Source organism: Barnesiella sp., assembly GCF_022723415.1.
Classification (GTDB): domain Bacteria; phylum Bacteroidota; class Bacteroidia; order Bacteroidales; family Barnesiellaceae; genus Barnesiella; species Barnesiella intestinihominis.
In genome coordinates this window covers 14,736-33,172 of record NZ_JAIJHU010000012.1, presented here as the reverse complement: position 1 = coordinate 33,172, position 18,437 = coordinate 14,736, and the positions used below count along the sequence as shown (strand labels likewise).

Here is an 18,437-nt window from a genome sequence, read left to right as displayed (position 1 = left end):
TTTATTGTTTGACCGGGGTGTTCCCCATTTCCATTACAATTTTTCCGCCTTTCATAATGTCGCTATGCATGAAGAAAGGAGATTCGAGCAAGATATTATCGAGGCGAATGCTCTGTATATATTTATTGGTTAGGGAATTGTTGTTGGCGATAATTTCGAATACTTTCCCATTGGGTAGATTTATGGTTACCTTATCGAAGATAGGACGACCGACAGAATATATGGGCGATCCGGGACATACTTGATAGAATCCCATCGCATTGAGCACATACCAAGCCGACATTTGACCGCAATCTTCGTTGCCCGACAATCCATTGGGGTTGTTGAAGTATTGGGTATGGAGAATCGTATCGATCAACTGTTGAGTTTTCCACGATTGATTCACGTAGTTGTAAAGGTGAACGATGTGATGGCTTGGCTCGTTTCCATGAGCGTATTGTCCGATGAGTCCCGATATATCCGAAGATACGAGAGGTCCTTCTATCTTAGATTCGGCGATAAAGAGAGAATCGAGTCGACCAATGAATTTTTCCTGACCTCCCATCAAGGCGATAAGTCCTTCTATATCGTGAGGAACGAACCAAGCCCATTGCCAAGCTGTTCCTTCGCAATAATCGTCATTGCGGTGGTCGGAGTAACGGGGATTAAATGGAACGTGCCAATTCCCTTTCAAGTCTTTACCACGCATGAATCTGGTTTGCGGGTCGTAGTAATTGATGTATGATTTAGAGAGTGCCTTGTATTTTTCGTAAGTGGCCGTATCGCCAATTTCTTCTGCCAATCGAGCGATGCACCAATCGTTATAGGCGTATTCCAAACCTTTGGCTACCGACTCGTTTTCTTTTTCGTAGGGAATATAACCTATTTTATTTTTGTAGTATTTAGAAATGGGAACCAACCCGTTGACCATTCTGCTCGATGCGATAATACCGGTCGTATCATATACTGAGCTGCGGATACAGGCTTCGAGCAATTCTTTTCCATCGATTTTGTCGAATCCCTTCATATATGCGTCGACAATTACGGGTATAGCATGATAACCAATCATCGTAGCTGTGTAATTTCCTGCTAATTCCCACATGGGCAGAATACCCCCTTCGTGGTATTTTTGCATAAGAGACATCACCAATTTTTCATTTAAATCGGGTTTGATGATGGTCAATAGTGGATGCAATGCACGAAAAGTATCCCATAGTGAATAAACCGTGTATATTTCTTTGCCGGGTTTGGTTTGATGTATCATTTGGTCGAGCCCACGATAGCGCCCGTCCGCATCGGAAAAAAGGCTGGGGTGTATAGCCGTGTGGTATAGTGCTGTGTAGAATATCTGTTTTTGGGTTTCGTTATTACCTTCGACTTGAATGGTTTCCAAGTAGTCGTTCCACTTATTTTGTGTAGCGGTCATTATACTGTCGAAGTCCCAAGATGGAATTTCGGTTTCGACATTCCGCTGTGCTCCTTTTATATCTACGGCCGATATACCTACTTTTACAAGCACTTCTTCGTTTTGTGCCGTCGGGAATTGGAGCAGTGCTTTTTTCTGTTCCAATTTACAGGATTTTCCATCGCGCACGATATCGATGACCGTGTCGACGATATGGCAAGTGAATGGTTTGGAAAATTTCATGTAAAAGCCTATACATTGATTTTCCGCCCAGCCTTTGGTCTTTTTCCACCCGACTATTTCGGTATCGCTGAGCGAGGCGAGCTTCATATCGATGTTTTCTTGTCCTTGTAGACTGTAATCCAAATCGACGATAAATCCTGCCTCTTTACTTTCGGGGAAACGATAACGGTGCAGGGCCGCCCGAGGTGTCGCCGTTAGTTCGGCTGTCACGTTGTAACGATCGAGTTCTACCGAATAGTATCCCGGTTTTGCCACTTCTTTGTAGTGCGAGAACGGTGAGGCATAGGCGGTTTGTTGGCAACCGTCTCCCAAGTAACGATAGTTTTGTTTTCCTACGGTGGGCATTAACAGAACGTCTCCGTAGTCTCCACAGCCCGTACCGCTCAGATGGGTATGAGAGAATCCGTTTATCGTGCTGTCGGAATAGTGATATCCCGAGCAGGCATCCCACCCGTATATACGGGTATCGGGACTGGGCTGTATCATTCCGTGGGGGGCGACGGGGCCGGGGAATGTGTGTCCGTGACCTCCCGTACCCACGAACGGGTTTACATAGTCGATGTATTGTAACTGCGTTTCTGTGAGGTTAGAACAGCTTGAAAAAAGCAGTAATCCCAAACCTATCCATAGCGTTGTTCGTTTCATGTCCTTTGTTTATATGTGATGATCTTTTTGTTCTATCTTTTTGCTTTTATCGTATTATTTTACAGGTCGATAAATCCCCGTTTGTATGCATAACTTGCACGATTAATATTTGTGGAATATTCGAGCCGAATGTTGTTTCAAAGATACATTTATTCACGTTAAAATGGTTTATTGTTTTTCCGTTTAAGTCGAATAAAATTATATTTTGTATCATATCGTCCGATTGTACGATCAGCCGATTATTGTTTGTATATATGGTTAGACCGTCTTTTTTTATGTTATTTATGGCGGTGGGTTTCCCCGGTTTTTCTACATAAGGAGTCCCAACGGGAAGTATTTCGTAAAGATTGGGAATATTCTCTTTGTTCCACTCTATTTTCACGGCTGTTACCGTATCTATTTCATGGGTGTCTATGACTGTGCACAACGGTTCCAAAGACCCTTTTTCGATCCATTCGGAGCCATTGTTGACATATATTGACGGGAGTTTGCGAGTGGAATCGAAGATGGTATTGTGGAAAATTTCAATCGACTCTATCGTTATATTTTCGATAAAACGGTGTTCGATATATCCTGCTTCGCCAGCTTGGTAGTTGGTCGAAAGGTCTTTGTCGGCGAGGGTGGCTATTTGCACTCCGCTTTGGTCGGTCGTTTGGGTGTATTTTTCAGACATATCCGCTTTAAATTCGGCTACTTGTAACCAATAGCTACCTACGGTATTACGAATGATAAAGCGAACATATCGTGCCATGAGTCCGTTGGCATTGCAAGTAAACGAACGGGTAGAGTCGAGATAGCCGTTTGTAAATTCGGTTACCGTTTGCCATTGGTTGTTATCGGCGGAGACTTCTATCGCTGCGGTTCCTGAGAGCTGGTCGGTCTCTGTAAATGTGATGCTTATCTCGTAAATGGGCTGAGCCGAAGGGTAGGTGAGAAGAATATAATCGCCTGCGGCTTGTGCTTCGCTGCTCCAAAAGAATGTCGAGGAATTTCCATCGACGACGTTGTTTATGGAGTAAGATTGATATTGTGACATATTGGTGGATGCCTCGGCTTTGACTTCTACGGAGGTGAGGATACGGGAAACCGATAGTTGGTTAAAATCTACGGCGACTTCTTCTTCCGAAATATTCTTAATTCGGATATATGCGGTTTTTTGTTCTCTGATGGGTAATTGTATCGGAGTCCACTGTTTTCCATTTTCCGAAATCTCTACTCGAAGCGTTTTGTCGGCCGTGATTTCTTCCACATTTATTTTTTCGATGTTTCCGAAATAAATACCTACGTATTCGTCTTTATCGAGATCGAGTCCGTTCAATCCGGTTAATCGGACCGTTTCGTTCTGAGCCGTCAATTCTACACCTTGCAAATTCTCGATGTTGGTAATTATTTGCAAACTGTCTTTTGCCGGCCATAATCCGGGGATACTGTTTCCTATTTTTTCTACCAAAAAGTCTGTGAACGGGCGCAAATGGCTATCTCCCGGTTTCACTTCATAGAATTTTTCGGTGGTCGAAGTTCCATATCCTTCGAGAGCGCTTACGAGATAGGTAGAGTCGGAACTCATACCGGTGTATAGTTTTTTCAATCGTAGGTATTTTTCCCAACCTTCGGAGCGGGACATGGAGTTTCCATATTCGAGCATATCCAATGCGTCGAGCGCTATCGTACTTATGTTTTTCAACTTGGCGTTCCAACAGCGAATGTCCTCATACATCAATCGGTAATCTCTGTGCGGACTGTCTTTTAGGGTTTCGATGTACGTGCAAGCCTGTTTAAGATTTTCCAGTTCGTTTCGCAGCTTGTCGGATTCCGGCGGGAAACTTTCGCCGCCGAATTTCTCCATGAAATTGTCATAGAGCGTTATCATTTCTTCGTCCTCGACCAACGTGTTCGAGAAGCGGGCGAAGCATTTGATCGCTTCGGCAGTCTGCGTATCGCCGGGATCGGCTATTCGGTGAAATACTTCTTCCCAGTTTTTATGAACGTCGAAAGCGTTGGGATTCCAACTGTAATCGGCCGCTCCGAACAAGGCGATTTTCGAAGCCTGTGCTTGGTTCATCGGGTTCAGAATAAGCCCGTTGAGCGTATTGATTGCACCGGGTTTTTCAATTGTCCAGTGAGTTGTTAACTCCCGCATGTAGATGCGGTCGTCATGATCGTCGTTTACCGGATTGTTCCACCACATGACAGGATTTCTTCCCACGCGTCCGGCCATATCGTCGATGGCCGAGGGGCGGATATTGGAGAAGCAGTCGTATCCGGTAAAGGCGATGACTACTTCGCTATCGACTTTTTTCAGGTTGTTTAGAGTGTAGGATGCTCCGTAGTTGAGAGCGTAAGCCGTGGGGACGAAAAAAAGAGGTGCTACTTGGTCGTCGGTGTTGTCGGTAGTGTATCGTTCGCGTATTTTTACTTGTACTTCGTTGGCTAGATGAGCTTGCATGTCCCCACTGGGAGTGTAGGTCATGTCGTCGATGAAAACACCAAATCCCCGTACACCGAGGCTATAAAGGTGATCGAATTTTTTCATGAGGGCGTCGATACCGGGAGCCATAGCCGATTCGTTCGAAAAACTGATCCCTTGTTGTAATCCGGGGTGTGCTGCCCAGATGAAATCGACGTTGCATGCTTTTGCTGCTTGCACCATTGTTTTCAAATCATCTTGGGTAATCATACCGAAAAACCGTTGCTGTTCGGTGAGCGAGGTAGGATAATCGTCCCTCCAATTACCGAGGTGGTAGGGATCCGATTTCGGTCCATACACGAATACGTTCATTTTGAATCGTTTACAAAATTCAAAAAGACTGATACGGTTTTCCACCGAGTAGGGGTGTCCGTAGAATCCTTCTACGATTCCCCGATATTGAGTGTGTGAATAATCTTCGAAAGTAATTTGACGGATCGAGTTGCCGTCGGTTTGCTCCAAAATTTGTTCGAGTGTGGCAAAGGCATAAAATTCGGAACCTTTATCATTACCCAGAATGACGATGTCGCCGTGAGGGTGCAGGTCGTTTATTTGCAGGAGATAGGGGTCGAATTTATTATCTCCCGTTTCAAAAACGGCAAGGGGCAAATTGTTTTCTACGGCATAGCGGTCTGCTGCGCCGTCCGAGCCGTTGATTCCTATGTAGAGGTTCGTATTCGTCTGCGACGGATTTGTGGAGAATGCGATGGTATATCCTGCTTCTTCGAGTACTTCTTTCATGCGGTTGCGGGTCACTTCACCGATTCCACTTTCGCAAATGACATTTATTTGTTGCGTCAATTTGATAGCCTCTCCGGTTTCGATGACTTTTTGCGGAGTGGGATATATGGAGTATGTTTGAGCATGGTTTTTACTCAGTATCGTACCGAATACTAACAAAGCAAGCAGGGTGAATATGTTTCTCATCGCTAAATGTGTTTAAGCAAAAAGCTTTTGTTTTTGATATAAAAAAGATACAGACTATATTTTGTGTTTCATGGTTTTTCCGAGTTGCGATATAAACCGGTAGGGGTGTATTAAAGCCCGACGAAATCGGGGTGAACCGTGCGAACCATGGTATTTTTTGAAAACACCCCGCACTCACACGAGGCAGGCGGGTACGGGGTGTGGCCATGAAAACCTAATTATTTTTTGAAGCGAATGATTGTTGTGTTTTCGCCCATCGAAACCTTAGCCAAATAAATGCCGGCAGGAAGATTTTCGAGATTGGTTGTCATTTCGGTAGCTTCGGCAACTGCCGTTCCCAATAAATTATAGATAACAGCCGTTGCGCCTTGCGACATATAGAGCACCTTGTCGTTGTAGTAAGCAATAGCCTCGGCCGTTACGCTTTCGATGGCGGTTGCTTTCTTTTGTTCGACAAGAATATTTACTCCTGTTTCAGCGACAGGAATAGGATCGCTGACGTTTTCAAGCGGAGTTCCGTCCACAGTAACAGAAGCAATATCGAGTATTTCACTACGATCTACGACATAAAGATTACTGTATTGTTTTACATAAGCGGAAGATGCCAAATGGGGATCGATATTGACATTGAAACGGTGAAGTTCGAAGAGGTCTTCTTCTCCCCACGGTGCATTGTATTTTACTAATGTAAGGGAGCGCCCATTGGTTTTTTGCAAAGCATCTGCCATTGGGAAGTTACCACTGGTAACGGTTCCATTTTTACGATAATAAGCGTCGATGTCACCAGCGAGATTTTCAACTGTCGTGGCATCGGCGGACTCGGGTAGGTAGTGGGCTACCAATCCTTCGGCATCGGCTTTGGGCCCGAACATCGAGGCTTCTATTTCCTCGGGGGTGAGGGTTTTGTTCCATAATTGTACTTCCTCTACTTTACAAGGCATTTGGTTGTATTTGGAGTCCCCGATGGCGAAGTCGCAGGCGTCGTAAAGCAACGCCAAACCTCCGTCTTCTACTTCTTGCGAGATAGCCTCTTTCCCATTTTTATATACTTTGAACGTTCTTCCGTCATTGCTGGTTACCAGCGAAATAAATGCAAATTCACCCGGATAGAGTGTTGTGTTCTCAGATACGGCCGGGGCATTTACTCCGGGGCATGCGGTCGTGCTACCGTCCCATTTGCGATACCAAACGGCGAGTTTACTGTCTTTTACTCCCACGCCATAAGAACCTTCGACAGCCCAAGTGATACTGTTTTGAACATGTCCCATGAGGACTCCGTTGTAGCCCATAGGAGAAATCCAAGCCGAGAAGGTATAATTACGAGACCGTTGGTCGCTCGATACTTGATTTTGAGTTGTATTGTGTTCTCCTAATACCGTGTCATTGAAACGTAGTTGGCAATCTTCTCCGTTGCCATAACCGGGAGCCGACATCAGCATGGCATCGCCTTCGGTGGGTAGAGCTTTGAAGGTGGCTGCAAAATTAGCCGATGCGTTCACTGTATAGGTTTCGCTTGGAAATACTTCGTCGTTGTTGGTTACCGATACCAATTCATAGCCGGTCGAAGGGGTAGCCGTAACCGTCAAAATGGTTCCTTCGGATATTTCATCACCCGATGTAATGGGATTTACACCATTTTTTACGGTCAAAGTTCCGTTTTCGGGTGTGGAAAAGTTTATGGCGTATTTTTGTATTTGAGATTGTACTGTGACTTTTACATCGTAGTATGTCCCTTCGGAATATGTTCCGTTGTAGGTGGGATTGCTGGTGTCGTTAGCCCCGAAAAACATCATGCGGAGCAGATAAGTGGTTCCCTCTTCGGCGCTTTCCGGGATTGTAATACTGGGTAAAGTTCCTGTGTTGACTTTCGACGTATTGTCTTCCACGTATACTGTTACACCGTTTGTTGCGTCTTCAAATCCTCCTTGTCCAGAGTTTCCGCAATATATCAAACGGGTCATTTCTTTGGTTTCATTGGCATCGGAGAAGGTAGCGAATGCTCCCCACCAAGTGTTTATTTTTATCGTAAATTCTACTTTGGCCCCCGGAGCGACCAAAAGTTCTTGTGCTATTTTTCCGTTTGGCGTTTTGGGTATTGAGATGTTTTCGAGGTCTTCCAATGCCCCAGATGTACTGAACGAAACGATGTTTCCTACATTTCCATCTTTCGGGAACGTAGGCTCCTCATACCCGTCGAGAGGCTTTTGAGCGTTTGCTATGGTACTCCCTAACAAGAGAGCCGCTAATGTAAAAAGATAATTTTTTTTCATAAGATGATACTAAATAATATTCTGATTGATTTAATAACCCTCCGCACAAGGACTTGTGCGGAGGGTTTGAATGGCCTTGTATTATTCGGCTACCACTTTGAAAGATTTCACGCGTTTGCCGTCTTTCGACACGACTACATAGTACATGCCTTTGGCAGCATTTACCGTGAGCGTGCAGATTTCGCCGGCCATAGCTTGGTGCTTTTTGGTAGTTACCTGACGACCTTGTGCGTCGAAGATGTCGATAACGTAGTTACCGTCGGCTGCGAATTGCAGGTTGACATTTTCGATGAAGGGGTTGGGGTATACCGTGAGGTTATCTACCAAGTTGCCATCGATACCCGAAGAGGGGAGAACTACGATATACTCTTCTTTCGTCTTCGTATCCGAGCCCCATCCGTTGGCAAGCGTCAAGGTGACGTTATATTTACCGTCTTTGTTGAATGTAACCGATGCGTTGTCACCGGTGTTTTGAACTTCGGCGTCGGCAACGGCGAATGTCGATGTCGTAGTGATGGGCAATGTACCCGACATGGCCGGGTTACCTTGAATAGCGATATTGGCCGGTAATATGTGTTCTTCGTTTGCAGAGGTGTTTTCACCGCCTGCACCTTTCACTTCGATATAGGCAGCCTTGTTGTCGGTAACCAAAGTACCTTTGTTTTCAAACACTTTTTCGCCTTCGTTGTAGTTGTCCGATTCGAACGTCCAGTAACCTTTCAGGTCAGAGGGGATTTCTTTACCGTCGTAACCTTTCATGGCTTCTATTACTTCGGTATCGCTCAATGCCTTGTGCCAAACTTGTACATCGTCGATGACACCGGAAAATCCGGCATAGTAAACGCGAGAACCACCGATGTAGATGTTTGCAGCTTTAACGTTTCCAGTTCCACCGTTATTATCGTTGTAATTGTATTTTGAAGCATTACCTTCTCCTACTTTCTTACCATTGAAATAGATTCTTTGTTTGCTGCCGTCGAATGAAATGAGGACGTGTGCCCATTGACCTTCGGATAAACTATAAGATTCGGTTCCGGTACGGTTACCGTCTGTACAACAAGCCAAGTTGGGAATTTCGTGTTTGTTGTTGTTTCCGTTGAAATAGTATTGCGATTCATTTCCCCACATAGTATAAGAAATGATATTGTTATCCAAAATGCGTTGTCCTCCGTTGTTGAATGTCTCAGGCCATACGTCTACCCAAAGGGCTCCCCAATTATTATCGGGCCAGTGGATATCCATATTGCGTTGCTCGATCAATCCCATACCGAATTTAGCGAACGTGAATTTTTCGGGTTTTATCCAAAGACAGATTGAATATTGATTTTGATTCATCGGCAAGAAATCCGATGGAATACGGAACATATAGGGGTCGTCTACCTGCAAACCACGAGAAACCGTACCTTCGTTCTTTTTGCCGGTGTAGCTGAGTGTTACTTCGGCAGTACCGTCTTCGAGGGTTACGTTGGTGTCGGATGCTGTGAAATCGGTAATCGAAGGAATTGCACCTGTGCTTTCGGGAGAAATTTGTACATAGCCGCGATAAGAGAGTACACTCAAATCTACTTTGGTGAGTTTTACATCGTAATAACCTTCTTCTGACAGTGAAGTGGTTATCGAACGACCGCCATCTTGGGTGAATACGGCATTACCGCCGGTGGTTGCGTTAAAGATTTCCCAAGAGAAAGGTTCTTCTTGGTTGGGGTCGATCAACGAGAGGGTAAATTCCTCGCCGGCTTTGATTACCGCTTTGTTACATTCGATACCGTCGACGAGTGTGAGGTCGGTAGTCAGATAACTGGTCCATGTCGTTTCGCTCTTCGTTTTTCCGTCGGGAGCTACGGCACAAACACCGATTCGGTAATCCGAGATTTCATTGTTGGCCGATACCGGAGCGCCTACTACGTAGTGTGCCCAAGAAGAAGTCGTTCCGCAAAGAACGGGCTCTCCGTCTTTTGCTTGTACGTAAACTTCGAAGTACCAAGTATCTACATCTTCGTTATAAACGGGTATGGAGGGATCGGAATCGTTTTTGGAGGATTCGCAATCCCAGCTAAATTTGAAATCGATCGAGTTATAAGTACGTTTTTTCAAGATTTTGCTTTCTTCGGTAGTGATGACTGGTTTGATCGGTGCAAAAGTCTTTGCTGGAACAATAGCCATTTCGCCGATGAATACATCGTAGTTTGTCGGGGTATTTTCGAATTTGAGACCGATGAGGGCTACATTTCCGTTCATACCGATTTCAGAGGCTTTCTTGGAGAAGGTTGTCCATTGTCCTTCTTTGGCTCCGGTAATGTCGCAAGAGTGCAATGTAGATTCCGACCCTACGAACGACCAGAAGAGTTTCATGTGCGTATCTTCGCCGCTATTTAATTTGAAAGTCATCGATACGTCGTCGGTTTCAGAAACGTCGAAGTTGGTCTTGAAGAGACGAACGTTGGATACTTTCGTAGCTCCGCTCATGTGTAGGGCCGAACCGGCATACCAAGCATCTTCGTAAGTGAATCCGCATTCGATACCGTCTTCGGGTACGTTATTGCTGTCGTCTGTAATCCACCAGCGCCATGTGGGCAGGTAGTCCTGTACACCTACGTTGAACCATTTGTTCCCGAAGGTTACTTTTCCTTCGTTACGGAAGGTTTTTCCGTTACCGAGTCCGAAACGGGTTACGAAAGGCAACTCTTGCAGTACGCTTCGGGCGGGCAGGTATTCTGCTATACCGTGAAAGTTGTTCATAGCCGCTTCGCTGGAACTGGAAATTCCGTCTTTAATAGCCGGGCGTTTTGCCGGGTTTCGGTTACCGCCGGAGAATACTTGCTCTTGCTTTTCGAGGTAACAGGCTTGTACAGCTTCGTCACCCGAACCGAATTCGGAAGAGTTCTGGTAAATCATATTGGTGGTGTGGTTTCCCCAAAATGCGATAGACATTTTGGTGTTTTTCAACGTAGACCACGGACCTCTTGCCAACCAGTTTCCTTGAATGTCGTAACCGGCATAAAGGGTGTAGGGATTGGCTCCGATTTGTTCGGCGTAGCTAGCCGAACTGCTTGCAGAATATCCCCAATCGTAGTTGAGCATATACATGTCGACTACTTGTTTGTTGTTTTTCCACAACCAATCTTGTTTGCTACTACCGAAAGAGGAACCTAAATCCATAGATCCTCCGTTAGAACCTACTCCATACCAATATACGTGGAATTGCCAACCGATCGATTCTGCATATTCCCGACATTGGGAGAAGAAGTCTTGCAAAGCAGAGGCTTGGGGAACCGGACCTTCGGGGTTGATACCGACACCATCGAGACCATAATAGCGAAGGAATTTTACGAATTTTTCTACGTATTTGAATTTTCCGCCTTCTTTTTTCACCAGCATATTTACATTAGCTGTTGGGCTGGTGTTATCGCCTCCCCAAGAGTCGAAGAAGATGAGACCGCCGCTATTGGCTACACCGTTACGGTGAGTAACGTCGCTGTATGCACCCGGTACACGTACCCACGGGAGAGACCAGCCGCCTTGCGAATCCACGTAGGACCACATACTGAAATTATCGCCGTCGAATACATATCGCGGTAGCGATTGCCAGTAAGTGTCGGATATACCCATCGGCGTCCACATACTGAATTTGCGGTCTTGCGTCATGGTGGGATCTACCTGTGTTGCCGTGTTCACGAAACGTTTTTTCATGGGGACACGGGCGATGTAGAAGTTCTCGTCTTCGGAAAGGGGGACTCCCGGTTCCCAAGATTCAAAATAGTCATAAAAATCGAGATAGACTGTTTTTTTATCACCTCCGGCGATAGAAATTTCTTTGGTCGGTAAGAGTTCTACATAGGGAGCGTGGGTAGGAATGTTTTGTGCATAGTTTCCCACAACTACCGAACAAGCCAATACCGATAATACTAATTTCGGTGTTTTCATGTTTTTTGTTTTTAAGTTAATAATAGGATCTCAAAAAAGTTGTTTTTTATTTTAGGGGAGAGAGTGTACGTTTCTATACGCTCTCTCCGATTAAATTTTTAGTTAGAAACTTCGGTTTCCCAACGACGATTGTCGCCCAATCCGGCAGGGTCTTCTACGTCCCACCAAAGGGTAGTACGCATCAGGTTACTTCCTCCGAGGGCTTGGATCCCCGACGTATTGACATCTTGGGCGGCTGCCGCATCGGTCATGTTCCACGGAATACGGCGAATCATACGACCTTTTCCCAACGAGCCGTCTCCGATATCGTTGACGGGGAATATGCGAGGATAACCGGTACGGCGCAAGTCGTTCCATGCTTCAAGTCCCATAGGGAACTGAGCGAGCCATTTTTGGGTGATGATTTTTTCGAGCTTTACTTTATTGTCGTCGCTGTTGTTGATTTTTACTCCTACGGTAACCAGACCTTTGGTGTTGTTGCGTGAGTTGTGCGGATCCACGTAGTCGATAGAAGTATCTGCCGATTCTTGATTCCAATAGGTTTGGAAGTCGGGTTCGGTTTGTGCGATGTCGTAATCGTCGAACATGGCAGCAACACCTCTCAGATAGTTTGTATTGACCGATCCGCCGATATTCCATCGAAGGGCTGCCTCGGCTTGCAGAAAGTAACGCTCGGAGAGTTTGAAAATGGCGAGCGGGAAATTTGCGAAAGCACTTGTGACACCTGAAAATTTGGTGTATTGGTTATTATCGTCCCGAGGTGTGAGTTGGATTCCCGTGCGGACTCCCACAATGTCTTGTTGTGCTTGCCACGTCGTTTCTCCGTTTTCGTCGCGTATGGCATCGCTATTTTTTTCAAAAATTTTATCCATGAAAGGTACTTTGAGTCGCTTCATGATGTTTTCGAGCGAAGCGTTTATACGTGTGTCGTTCCAAAGAATGGAGATAAATGCCAACGGGTGATTGGTTCCGTTATTAACCATCGTGTTGTACTCGATGCTTTTTTCGATAAGTCCGTCGTCGATAGCCGATTGCGCTTCGGTTTTAGCTCTATCGGGATTGACGTTGGACATACGCATGGCCATGCGCAGACGAATGGAATTGGAGAATTGTTCCCATGTTTTTACATCGCCGCAGATTTTGTCGTATTGAGCCAGAATCTGATTAATGGTATCTTGATGTTCTTCGGAAGTAGAGGTAAACTCTTTCAATATTTTCCCCGCATCTTTAAGATTGACGAACAGGGAGTCGTAGATTTGATCCATCGGTTCGTAGGTTACGGGAGGTTCCTGCACATCGTTTTTATAATCGGTCCACGGGAAAGGTCCGTACACATCGGAAAGTTCCAATGCAGAGAAACAATACATGATGTTGCACATGGCTCCGATTTCTCGCAGATTGAGGTCGGCAGCCGAGCGCATTACAGGTAAGGCTGCTTGTGCTACGTTGAAAAAACTGGCTTTGGGACCATCGCAGTATTGCGCAAAATACCGGTAGGTAGAGGGCAGGTTCCCGCTAAAATTTTGTGTTCCGGCCATGTATCCCGAATAATTGTCGATGTGAATGTTGAATTGTACTTGATAGACGTGTGCACCGTTCGATGCTCCGACATCGTGCATTTTTTGCTGTGCCGTCAGGAACATACCGGCTGCCTGTTCATAGTTCTCGGCAATAGAGAGGTCGCCCGAACCGACTTCGATGTTGGAGTTCAGATCGTCGAGCAGAGGGTCGCCGCAACCGATTAAGGAGATTGCCGCGGCAAAAACGAATGCTGATAAATATACTGTTGTTTTCATGATGTTATGTTTCGTTAGAATGATGCTTTAAGTGAAATACCGAAAGAACGGGTAGTAGGCATACTGAAAATATCTACGTTACCCAGAGCATTTTGCGTACTCAACGAAGTATCGGGGTCAATGGGTGCATCGATGTACAAGAAGAACAAGTTACGGGCATTGGCCGATACCGTGAGGTTCTTGCTTTGTCCGAAGAGATTGCGGAACGTATATGCCAATGAAATCTCACGAAGACGGAAGTTCGTAGCATCATATACGTAGTTGCGTCCTACGGGTGATCCACCGCCGATGGTCTGATAATATTGGTCGACCGGAACGACTTGGTTTGTTCCCGGGATATACATGCCGGGCTTGGTGACAACACCGTCCTCGGAGGTCCAATAGAGGTTGTTGGCAACGGCGTAGTCCCGTGCATCGGCCGTACGTTGCGATGTGCCGAAATAGTCGAGGTATGCCTCGGTGAAGGAGATGACTTTACCGCCAATTTTTCCATCGATAAGGAAATAGAAGGAGAAGTCTTTGTAATTGAAGGTGTTGGACCAACCGAGGGTGTGCTTGGCATTCATGTTGCCGAGGTATTCGTTGGCTTGTCCATTGAGTTTGAATGGAGCTCCGGTTTGAGGGTCGACAACGATTTCTCCGGTTATTTCGTCTCTCATAAAGTCGACGGCATAGAGGTCGCCATAAGAACCGCCTTCTTCGAATTTGATTTTCAGACCGCTGAGGTTACCCATATCGATTTCGTGGGTATATTTTTGTCCATTTTGCTTACGGGCCACCGTGAGGATTTTGTTGTCGTTGTAGGCGTAATTGAAGTTGGTAATCCAACTGAAATTGTTGTTGGGAGCGAAGATATAGGATGCGGTTAACTCGATACCTTGATTACGTACCTTACCACCGTTGATATATATTTCCTTGCCGGCAGCACCTTCGTATTTCATGAATTGGTTTTTCATGATGGCGTTGTAGTAGGTGGCTTGCAACGAGATGGAGCGATCGAGCAAACTGATGTCGAAACCAGCTTCGAACGATTGTGTGGTTTCGGGTTTGGGATTTTTGAAGTTAATGATCGCACTGCTGATGTAGGCTCCTGTCGCCGGATTACGTTTTGCCGATGCGAGGAATAGGTTATTAGGAATAGAGTTACCCACCTCAGAGTACGAAGCCCGTAGTTTCAATTCGTTGATTTGTTCGGGCAAAACAAGTATCTTGTTCATTTGAGCGGATGCACCTGCCGAATAGTAGGCAAAGTGGGGATCCATATCTTTGAACTGTGTAAAGGCACGATACCAGTCGTCTCGGTAACTACCCTCGACCGTTACTTTGTCTTGCCAAGTAACTTGTGCCGTAGCGAAAATGGCTCGTTCCCAGTTTTTGGTAGTAAGTCCTCCGTAGTTTTCGCTACTGTTGAGATAAATATCGGAGAGAACGAATTGGTTGCACGAGAGGTCCTCGGTATAGGGTGCTCCTGATTTGGCAATAGGAGTAATCATCCATTGATCGTAGGAAGAGTTCATCATGCTACCGCCGGCATTGACCCCGATGGTGAAATCTTTGAATGTTTTGTTGTAGCTTAACATGAAATCGCCGTAGAAGTCTTGCGACTTGGTATGGTCGAGAATAAGACGACCCCGGTCGATCATTTCGGCATTACCCCATGTGGTGGCGTATTGTCGGTTTTCGTCGTTGCGTTCGTTGTAATCGTATTTGATACGAGCTTGCAAATTGAGGCCGTCGATGATTTGCCAGTTGGCAGCAATACTACCGAATGTGCGGTTAATCACTTCTTCGCTGGTCATACGGTTGAGCAACCACCACGGGTTATTGAGGTTGATGGCATCGGTAAACCAAACTTGTTTGCCATAGTTGGCATCGGAAAGGGTAGATGTCTTGCCCGATTGTATCACCGATATGGGTAACCCGTCTGCTCCGATTTCGGAAGCGATGTAGCTATATGGATTGGACTGCCATGTTGCACTGGTGTCGTAATAGTTTTTGCGATACCAATTCATATCGATGTTACGCGGTGATGTATATACTTGATAGATGGGGTTGAAGAACGTACCACCGGTGGGACGGTTTTTTGTTTTTTGATTGATGTAATTCGCCGAAATATCGATTTTTAGTTTGTCCTTGAAGAAGGAGAAGTTTTGCCTCAACGAGATGTTGTGCCGTTCGAATTTATTGGTTTCGACGATACCATTGGCTGTGGTATTTCCATAAGAGAAATAGGTTTGTGCCACTTTCGTACCTCCGCTCAATGCGATGGAGTTGTTGAAGTTGGTTCCTACCCGGTAGAAGTCGCTGATGTCGTAAGCATTGCGGGTGAGGTGATAGGGGGAGTTTGCGGTGTCGTAATATTCGTCACCGAGAGTGTTCATGCGTTGTCCCCAGCTATTAGAGTTCATGGTGAATCCGTTTTCGACTGACCCGGACATTTGTGCTCCATATCTGTTTTGTAACTTGGGGAGTTTCAGAGGAGTCTCGAATGTCGTACTGCTCGATACATCGATACGGATTTGTCCTTCCTTACCTTTTTTGGTGGTAATCATAAGTACACCGTTAGAGGCGGCACTACCGTAAAGGGCTGCGGAGTTGGCTCCTTTCAGCACGGTAATCGATTCGATGTCGTCGGGGTTGAGTTGGGAAAGGGCATCGCTACTTTCTTTCGAACCGTCGACCATCATTGTAGCACCGCCGCCGTCCATGTCCATTTGTCCGGCCACGCTGTTTTGCATGGGCACACCGTCGATTACGATGAGCGGCGAGTTGTTACCCAGCATAGACGCATTACCCCGTAGAAGGATTTTGGAGGCTCCACCGGCTCCGCCGGAGTTAGGCGTGATGACCAGACCCGCACTTTTCCCTTGCAACGAGTTGATGAGGTTGGCTTCTTTTGCACGAGTGAGCTCGTCGCCTCCGACGGTTTGCGTCGAGTAGGAAAGGGTTTCTTCTTTACGAGCGATACCCATAGCCGTGACTACGACTTCGTCGAGCAACTTCGTGTTGTCTTGCATCACTACATTGATTTTATTTTGTCCGTTGATGGGGCGTTTGATAGTTTGGTAACCGATGTAGGAAAATTCCAATTCGTTGCTTCCTGCCGGCACTTTGATAGAATAGTTACCATCGATATCGGTTGCCGTCGCTACACTGGTTCCCGCAACCTTTACGGTGAGGCCGATGAGTGTTTCGCCGGAGGCATCGGTAACGTTACCGGTTATAATTTTCGTATTGGCACTTTGAGCCGTTGCACTTGCGCTGGCGACATTTCCTTGCGCAGATGCGGCTTTTTTCGACAACATGATGTTGGGGTTCTGTATCGAGTAAGAAACGTCGGTCCCTTTGAACATGATATCGAGTATTTCGCTGACCGTCTTATTTTGAACGTTAAGGTTTACTTTGCGTTTCGTGTCCACTTGGGTGTTGATAACAAACAGACACTGAGCTTCTTTCTCGATCTTTTTCAAAACTTCGTCTATCGGAGTATTTGCCTCGGATAGGGATATGCGTGAATACGCATCGGCACTTGCTTCGAATGCGTAAGCCAGTGCTAAAACTGCAATAATTGCTTTTAAACTTTTTCTATACATACGTGTGTTTTGTGGTATTCAAAAGTTTTGTAACTGAAATAAATAAATTGTTGATTTTAAAATGATAGATAAGAGATGGTGTGCTTTTATGTATTCATAGGCTTTTGGATATTATTTGTGTTTAGAAGTGATTTGTATTGTATTGAGTTCTTTATCCCATTTGAAATCGAAGTTGAAATCGTGTTGAAGAGCCTGCAACGCATGTTGAATGCCATTGTAGCGATAGAACTTACCGGTGTAGTGCTCGGTGCTTTTGATGTCTTTGTCGATACTGATTTTTACACCGAAACATTTTTCGAATCCTTCCATCAATTCGTCGAACGATTTGTCCTTAAAGTAGTAGATACCGTCTTTCCACAGCTCGGTTTCGAAGGTGCGGATTACCGATTGCTTGAACTCGCCGTCTTTGAATTGTGCCCGGTATCCGGGTTTGAGCATCGCGCTTTTTTCGCCCGACGATATTTTTACAGAACCCTCGATGAGCGAGACCATGAAGTCTTTTTCTTTGAGTGTGGAAGTCACGTAGAATTTGGTTCCCAACACTTTAACTTTTCCGTTAGGCGTATTTACGATAAATGGTTTCCAACGGTTGTGGGTGACTTCGAGATAGGCTTCGCCTTCTATTTCTATATTGCGTTGCATTCCCAAGAACGACGAGGGGTATTTTATCGTAGAACCTGCATTGAGCCATACTTTTGTACCATCGGGCAGGAGCAGGGTATTGCTGTTACCGGCCGGTACGGTCAATGAATAGAGGGGAACGATGCGATCGCCCATCGTGAGATAGAAACTGCCGAATGCTACCGACAACAATAGTATGACAACGGCGGCGATACGTAGAAGTTGTGCACGGTAGTGGCGGCGGAAGTCGTATTTGGTACGCTGTATATTGTCGGTCGATAATAAAATGGCATTGTATATGTTGCGTTCACGACAGAACTCTTTGAGGTTTTCGGGCGAGGCTTTTGTCCACTCCAAAACTTGAATGCGCTCCTCTTCGGTTGCGCAATTTCCGAAATATCTATATAATGTTTTCTTTTCCATACATTATATAAACCGAAAAACAGGGTATATCCCTAGTAATAAAATAAAATTTTTTTGAGAAAAATGAAGTGTGGATTTGTGTTTTTATAGTTTGTTGGTTGGTTTTCGTGGTATTTTAGTCGGATTTCGTTACAGCGTGGCTCG

7 protein-coding genes are annotated in these 18,437 nt (G+C 45.5%); all 7 read right to left on the bottom strand.

Translation table 11 applies throughout. The features are described from left to right. Position 1 precedes the first annotated feature (1 nt). Positions 2-2,272 (bottom strand): GH92 family glycosyl hydrolase, encoded by a 2,271-nt coding sequence (locus QVD32_RS04110; protein WP_021892136.1) that lies wholly within the window; start codon positions 2,270-2,272, stop codon positions 2-4. 46 nt (positions 2,273-2,318) lie between these two features. Beyond that, positions 2,319-5,666 (bottom strand): glycoside hydrolase family 84 protein, encoded by a 3,348-nt coding sequence (locus QVD32_RS04105; RefSeq protein WP_021892137.1) that lies wholly within the window; start codon positions 5,664-5,666, stop codon positions 2,319-2,321. A gap of 218 nt (positions 5,667-5,884) precedes the next feature. Beyond that, positions 5,885-7,936, bottom strand: a complete 2,052-nt coding sequence (locus tag QVD32_RS04100; protein WP_021892138.1) for a LamG-like jellyroll fold domain-containing protein — start codon at positions 7,934-7,936, stop codon at positions 5,885-5,887. A gap of 81 nt (positions 7,937-8,017) precedes the next feature. Then, positions 8,018-11,860 (bottom strand): endo-beta-N-acetylglucosaminidase, encoded by a 3,843-nt coding sequence (locus tag QVD32_RS04095; RefSeq protein ID WP_118687450.1) that lies wholly within the window; start codon positions 11,858-11,860, stop codon positions 8,018-8,020. Positions 11,861-11,958: 98 nt separating this feature from the next. Then, a complete protein-coding gene (locus QVD32_RS04090; protein WP_118687451.1) occupies positions 11,959-13,656 on the bottom strand; it encodes a SusD/RagB family nutrient-binding outer membrane lipoprotein in 1,698 nt (565 codons plus the stop codon). Positions 13,657-13,670: 14 nt separating this feature from the next. Beyond that, positions 13,671-17,249 carry a SusC/RagA family TonB-linked outer membrane protein gene (locus QVD32_RS04085; RefSeq protein ID WP_118687452.1) on the bottom strand — a complete coding sequence of 1,193 codons (3,579 nt, stop codon included), beginning with the start codon at positions 17,247-17,249 and terminating at the stop codon, positions 13,671-13,673. A gap of 111 nt (positions 17,250-17,360) precedes the next feature. After that, a complete protein-coding gene (locus QVD32_RS04080) occupies positions 17,361-18,293 on the bottom strand; it encodes a FecR family protein (RefSeq protein WP_046410246.1) in 933 nt (310 codons plus the stop codon). Positions 18,294-18,437 lie beyond the last annotated feature (144 nt).

Excerpts from the sequence above, each read along its gene's own strand:
- QVD32_RS04110 (WP_021892136.1), bottom strand. The coding sequence starts at position 2,272 with ATGAAACGAACAACGCTATGGATAGGTTTGGGATTACTGCTTTTTTCA.
- QVD32_RS04105 (WP_021892137.1), bottom strand. The coding sequence starts at position 5,666 with ATGAGAAACATATTCACCCTGCTTGCTTTGTTAGTATTCGGTACGATA.
- QVD32_RS04100 (WP_021892138.1), bottom strand. The coding sequence starts at position 7,936 with ATGAAAAAAAATTATCTTTTTACATTAGCGGCTCTCTTGTTAGGGAGT.
- QVD32_RS04095 (WP_118687450.1), bottom strand. The coding sequence starts at position 11,860 with ATGAAAACACCGAAATTAGTATTATCGGTATTGGCTTGTTCGGTAGTT.
- QVD32_RS04090 (WP_118687451.1), bottom strand. The coding sequence starts at position 13,656 with ATGAAAACAACAGTATATTTATCAGCATTCGTTTTTGCCGCGGCAATC.
- QVD32_RS04085 (WP_118687452.1), bottom strand. The coding sequence starts at position 17,249 with ATGTATAGAAAAAGTTTAAAAGCAATTATTGCAGTTTTAGCACTGGCT.
- QVD32_RS04080 (WP_046410246.1), bottom strand. The coding sequence starts at position 18,293 with ATGGAAAAGAAAACATTATATAGATATTTCGGAAATTGCGCAACCGAA.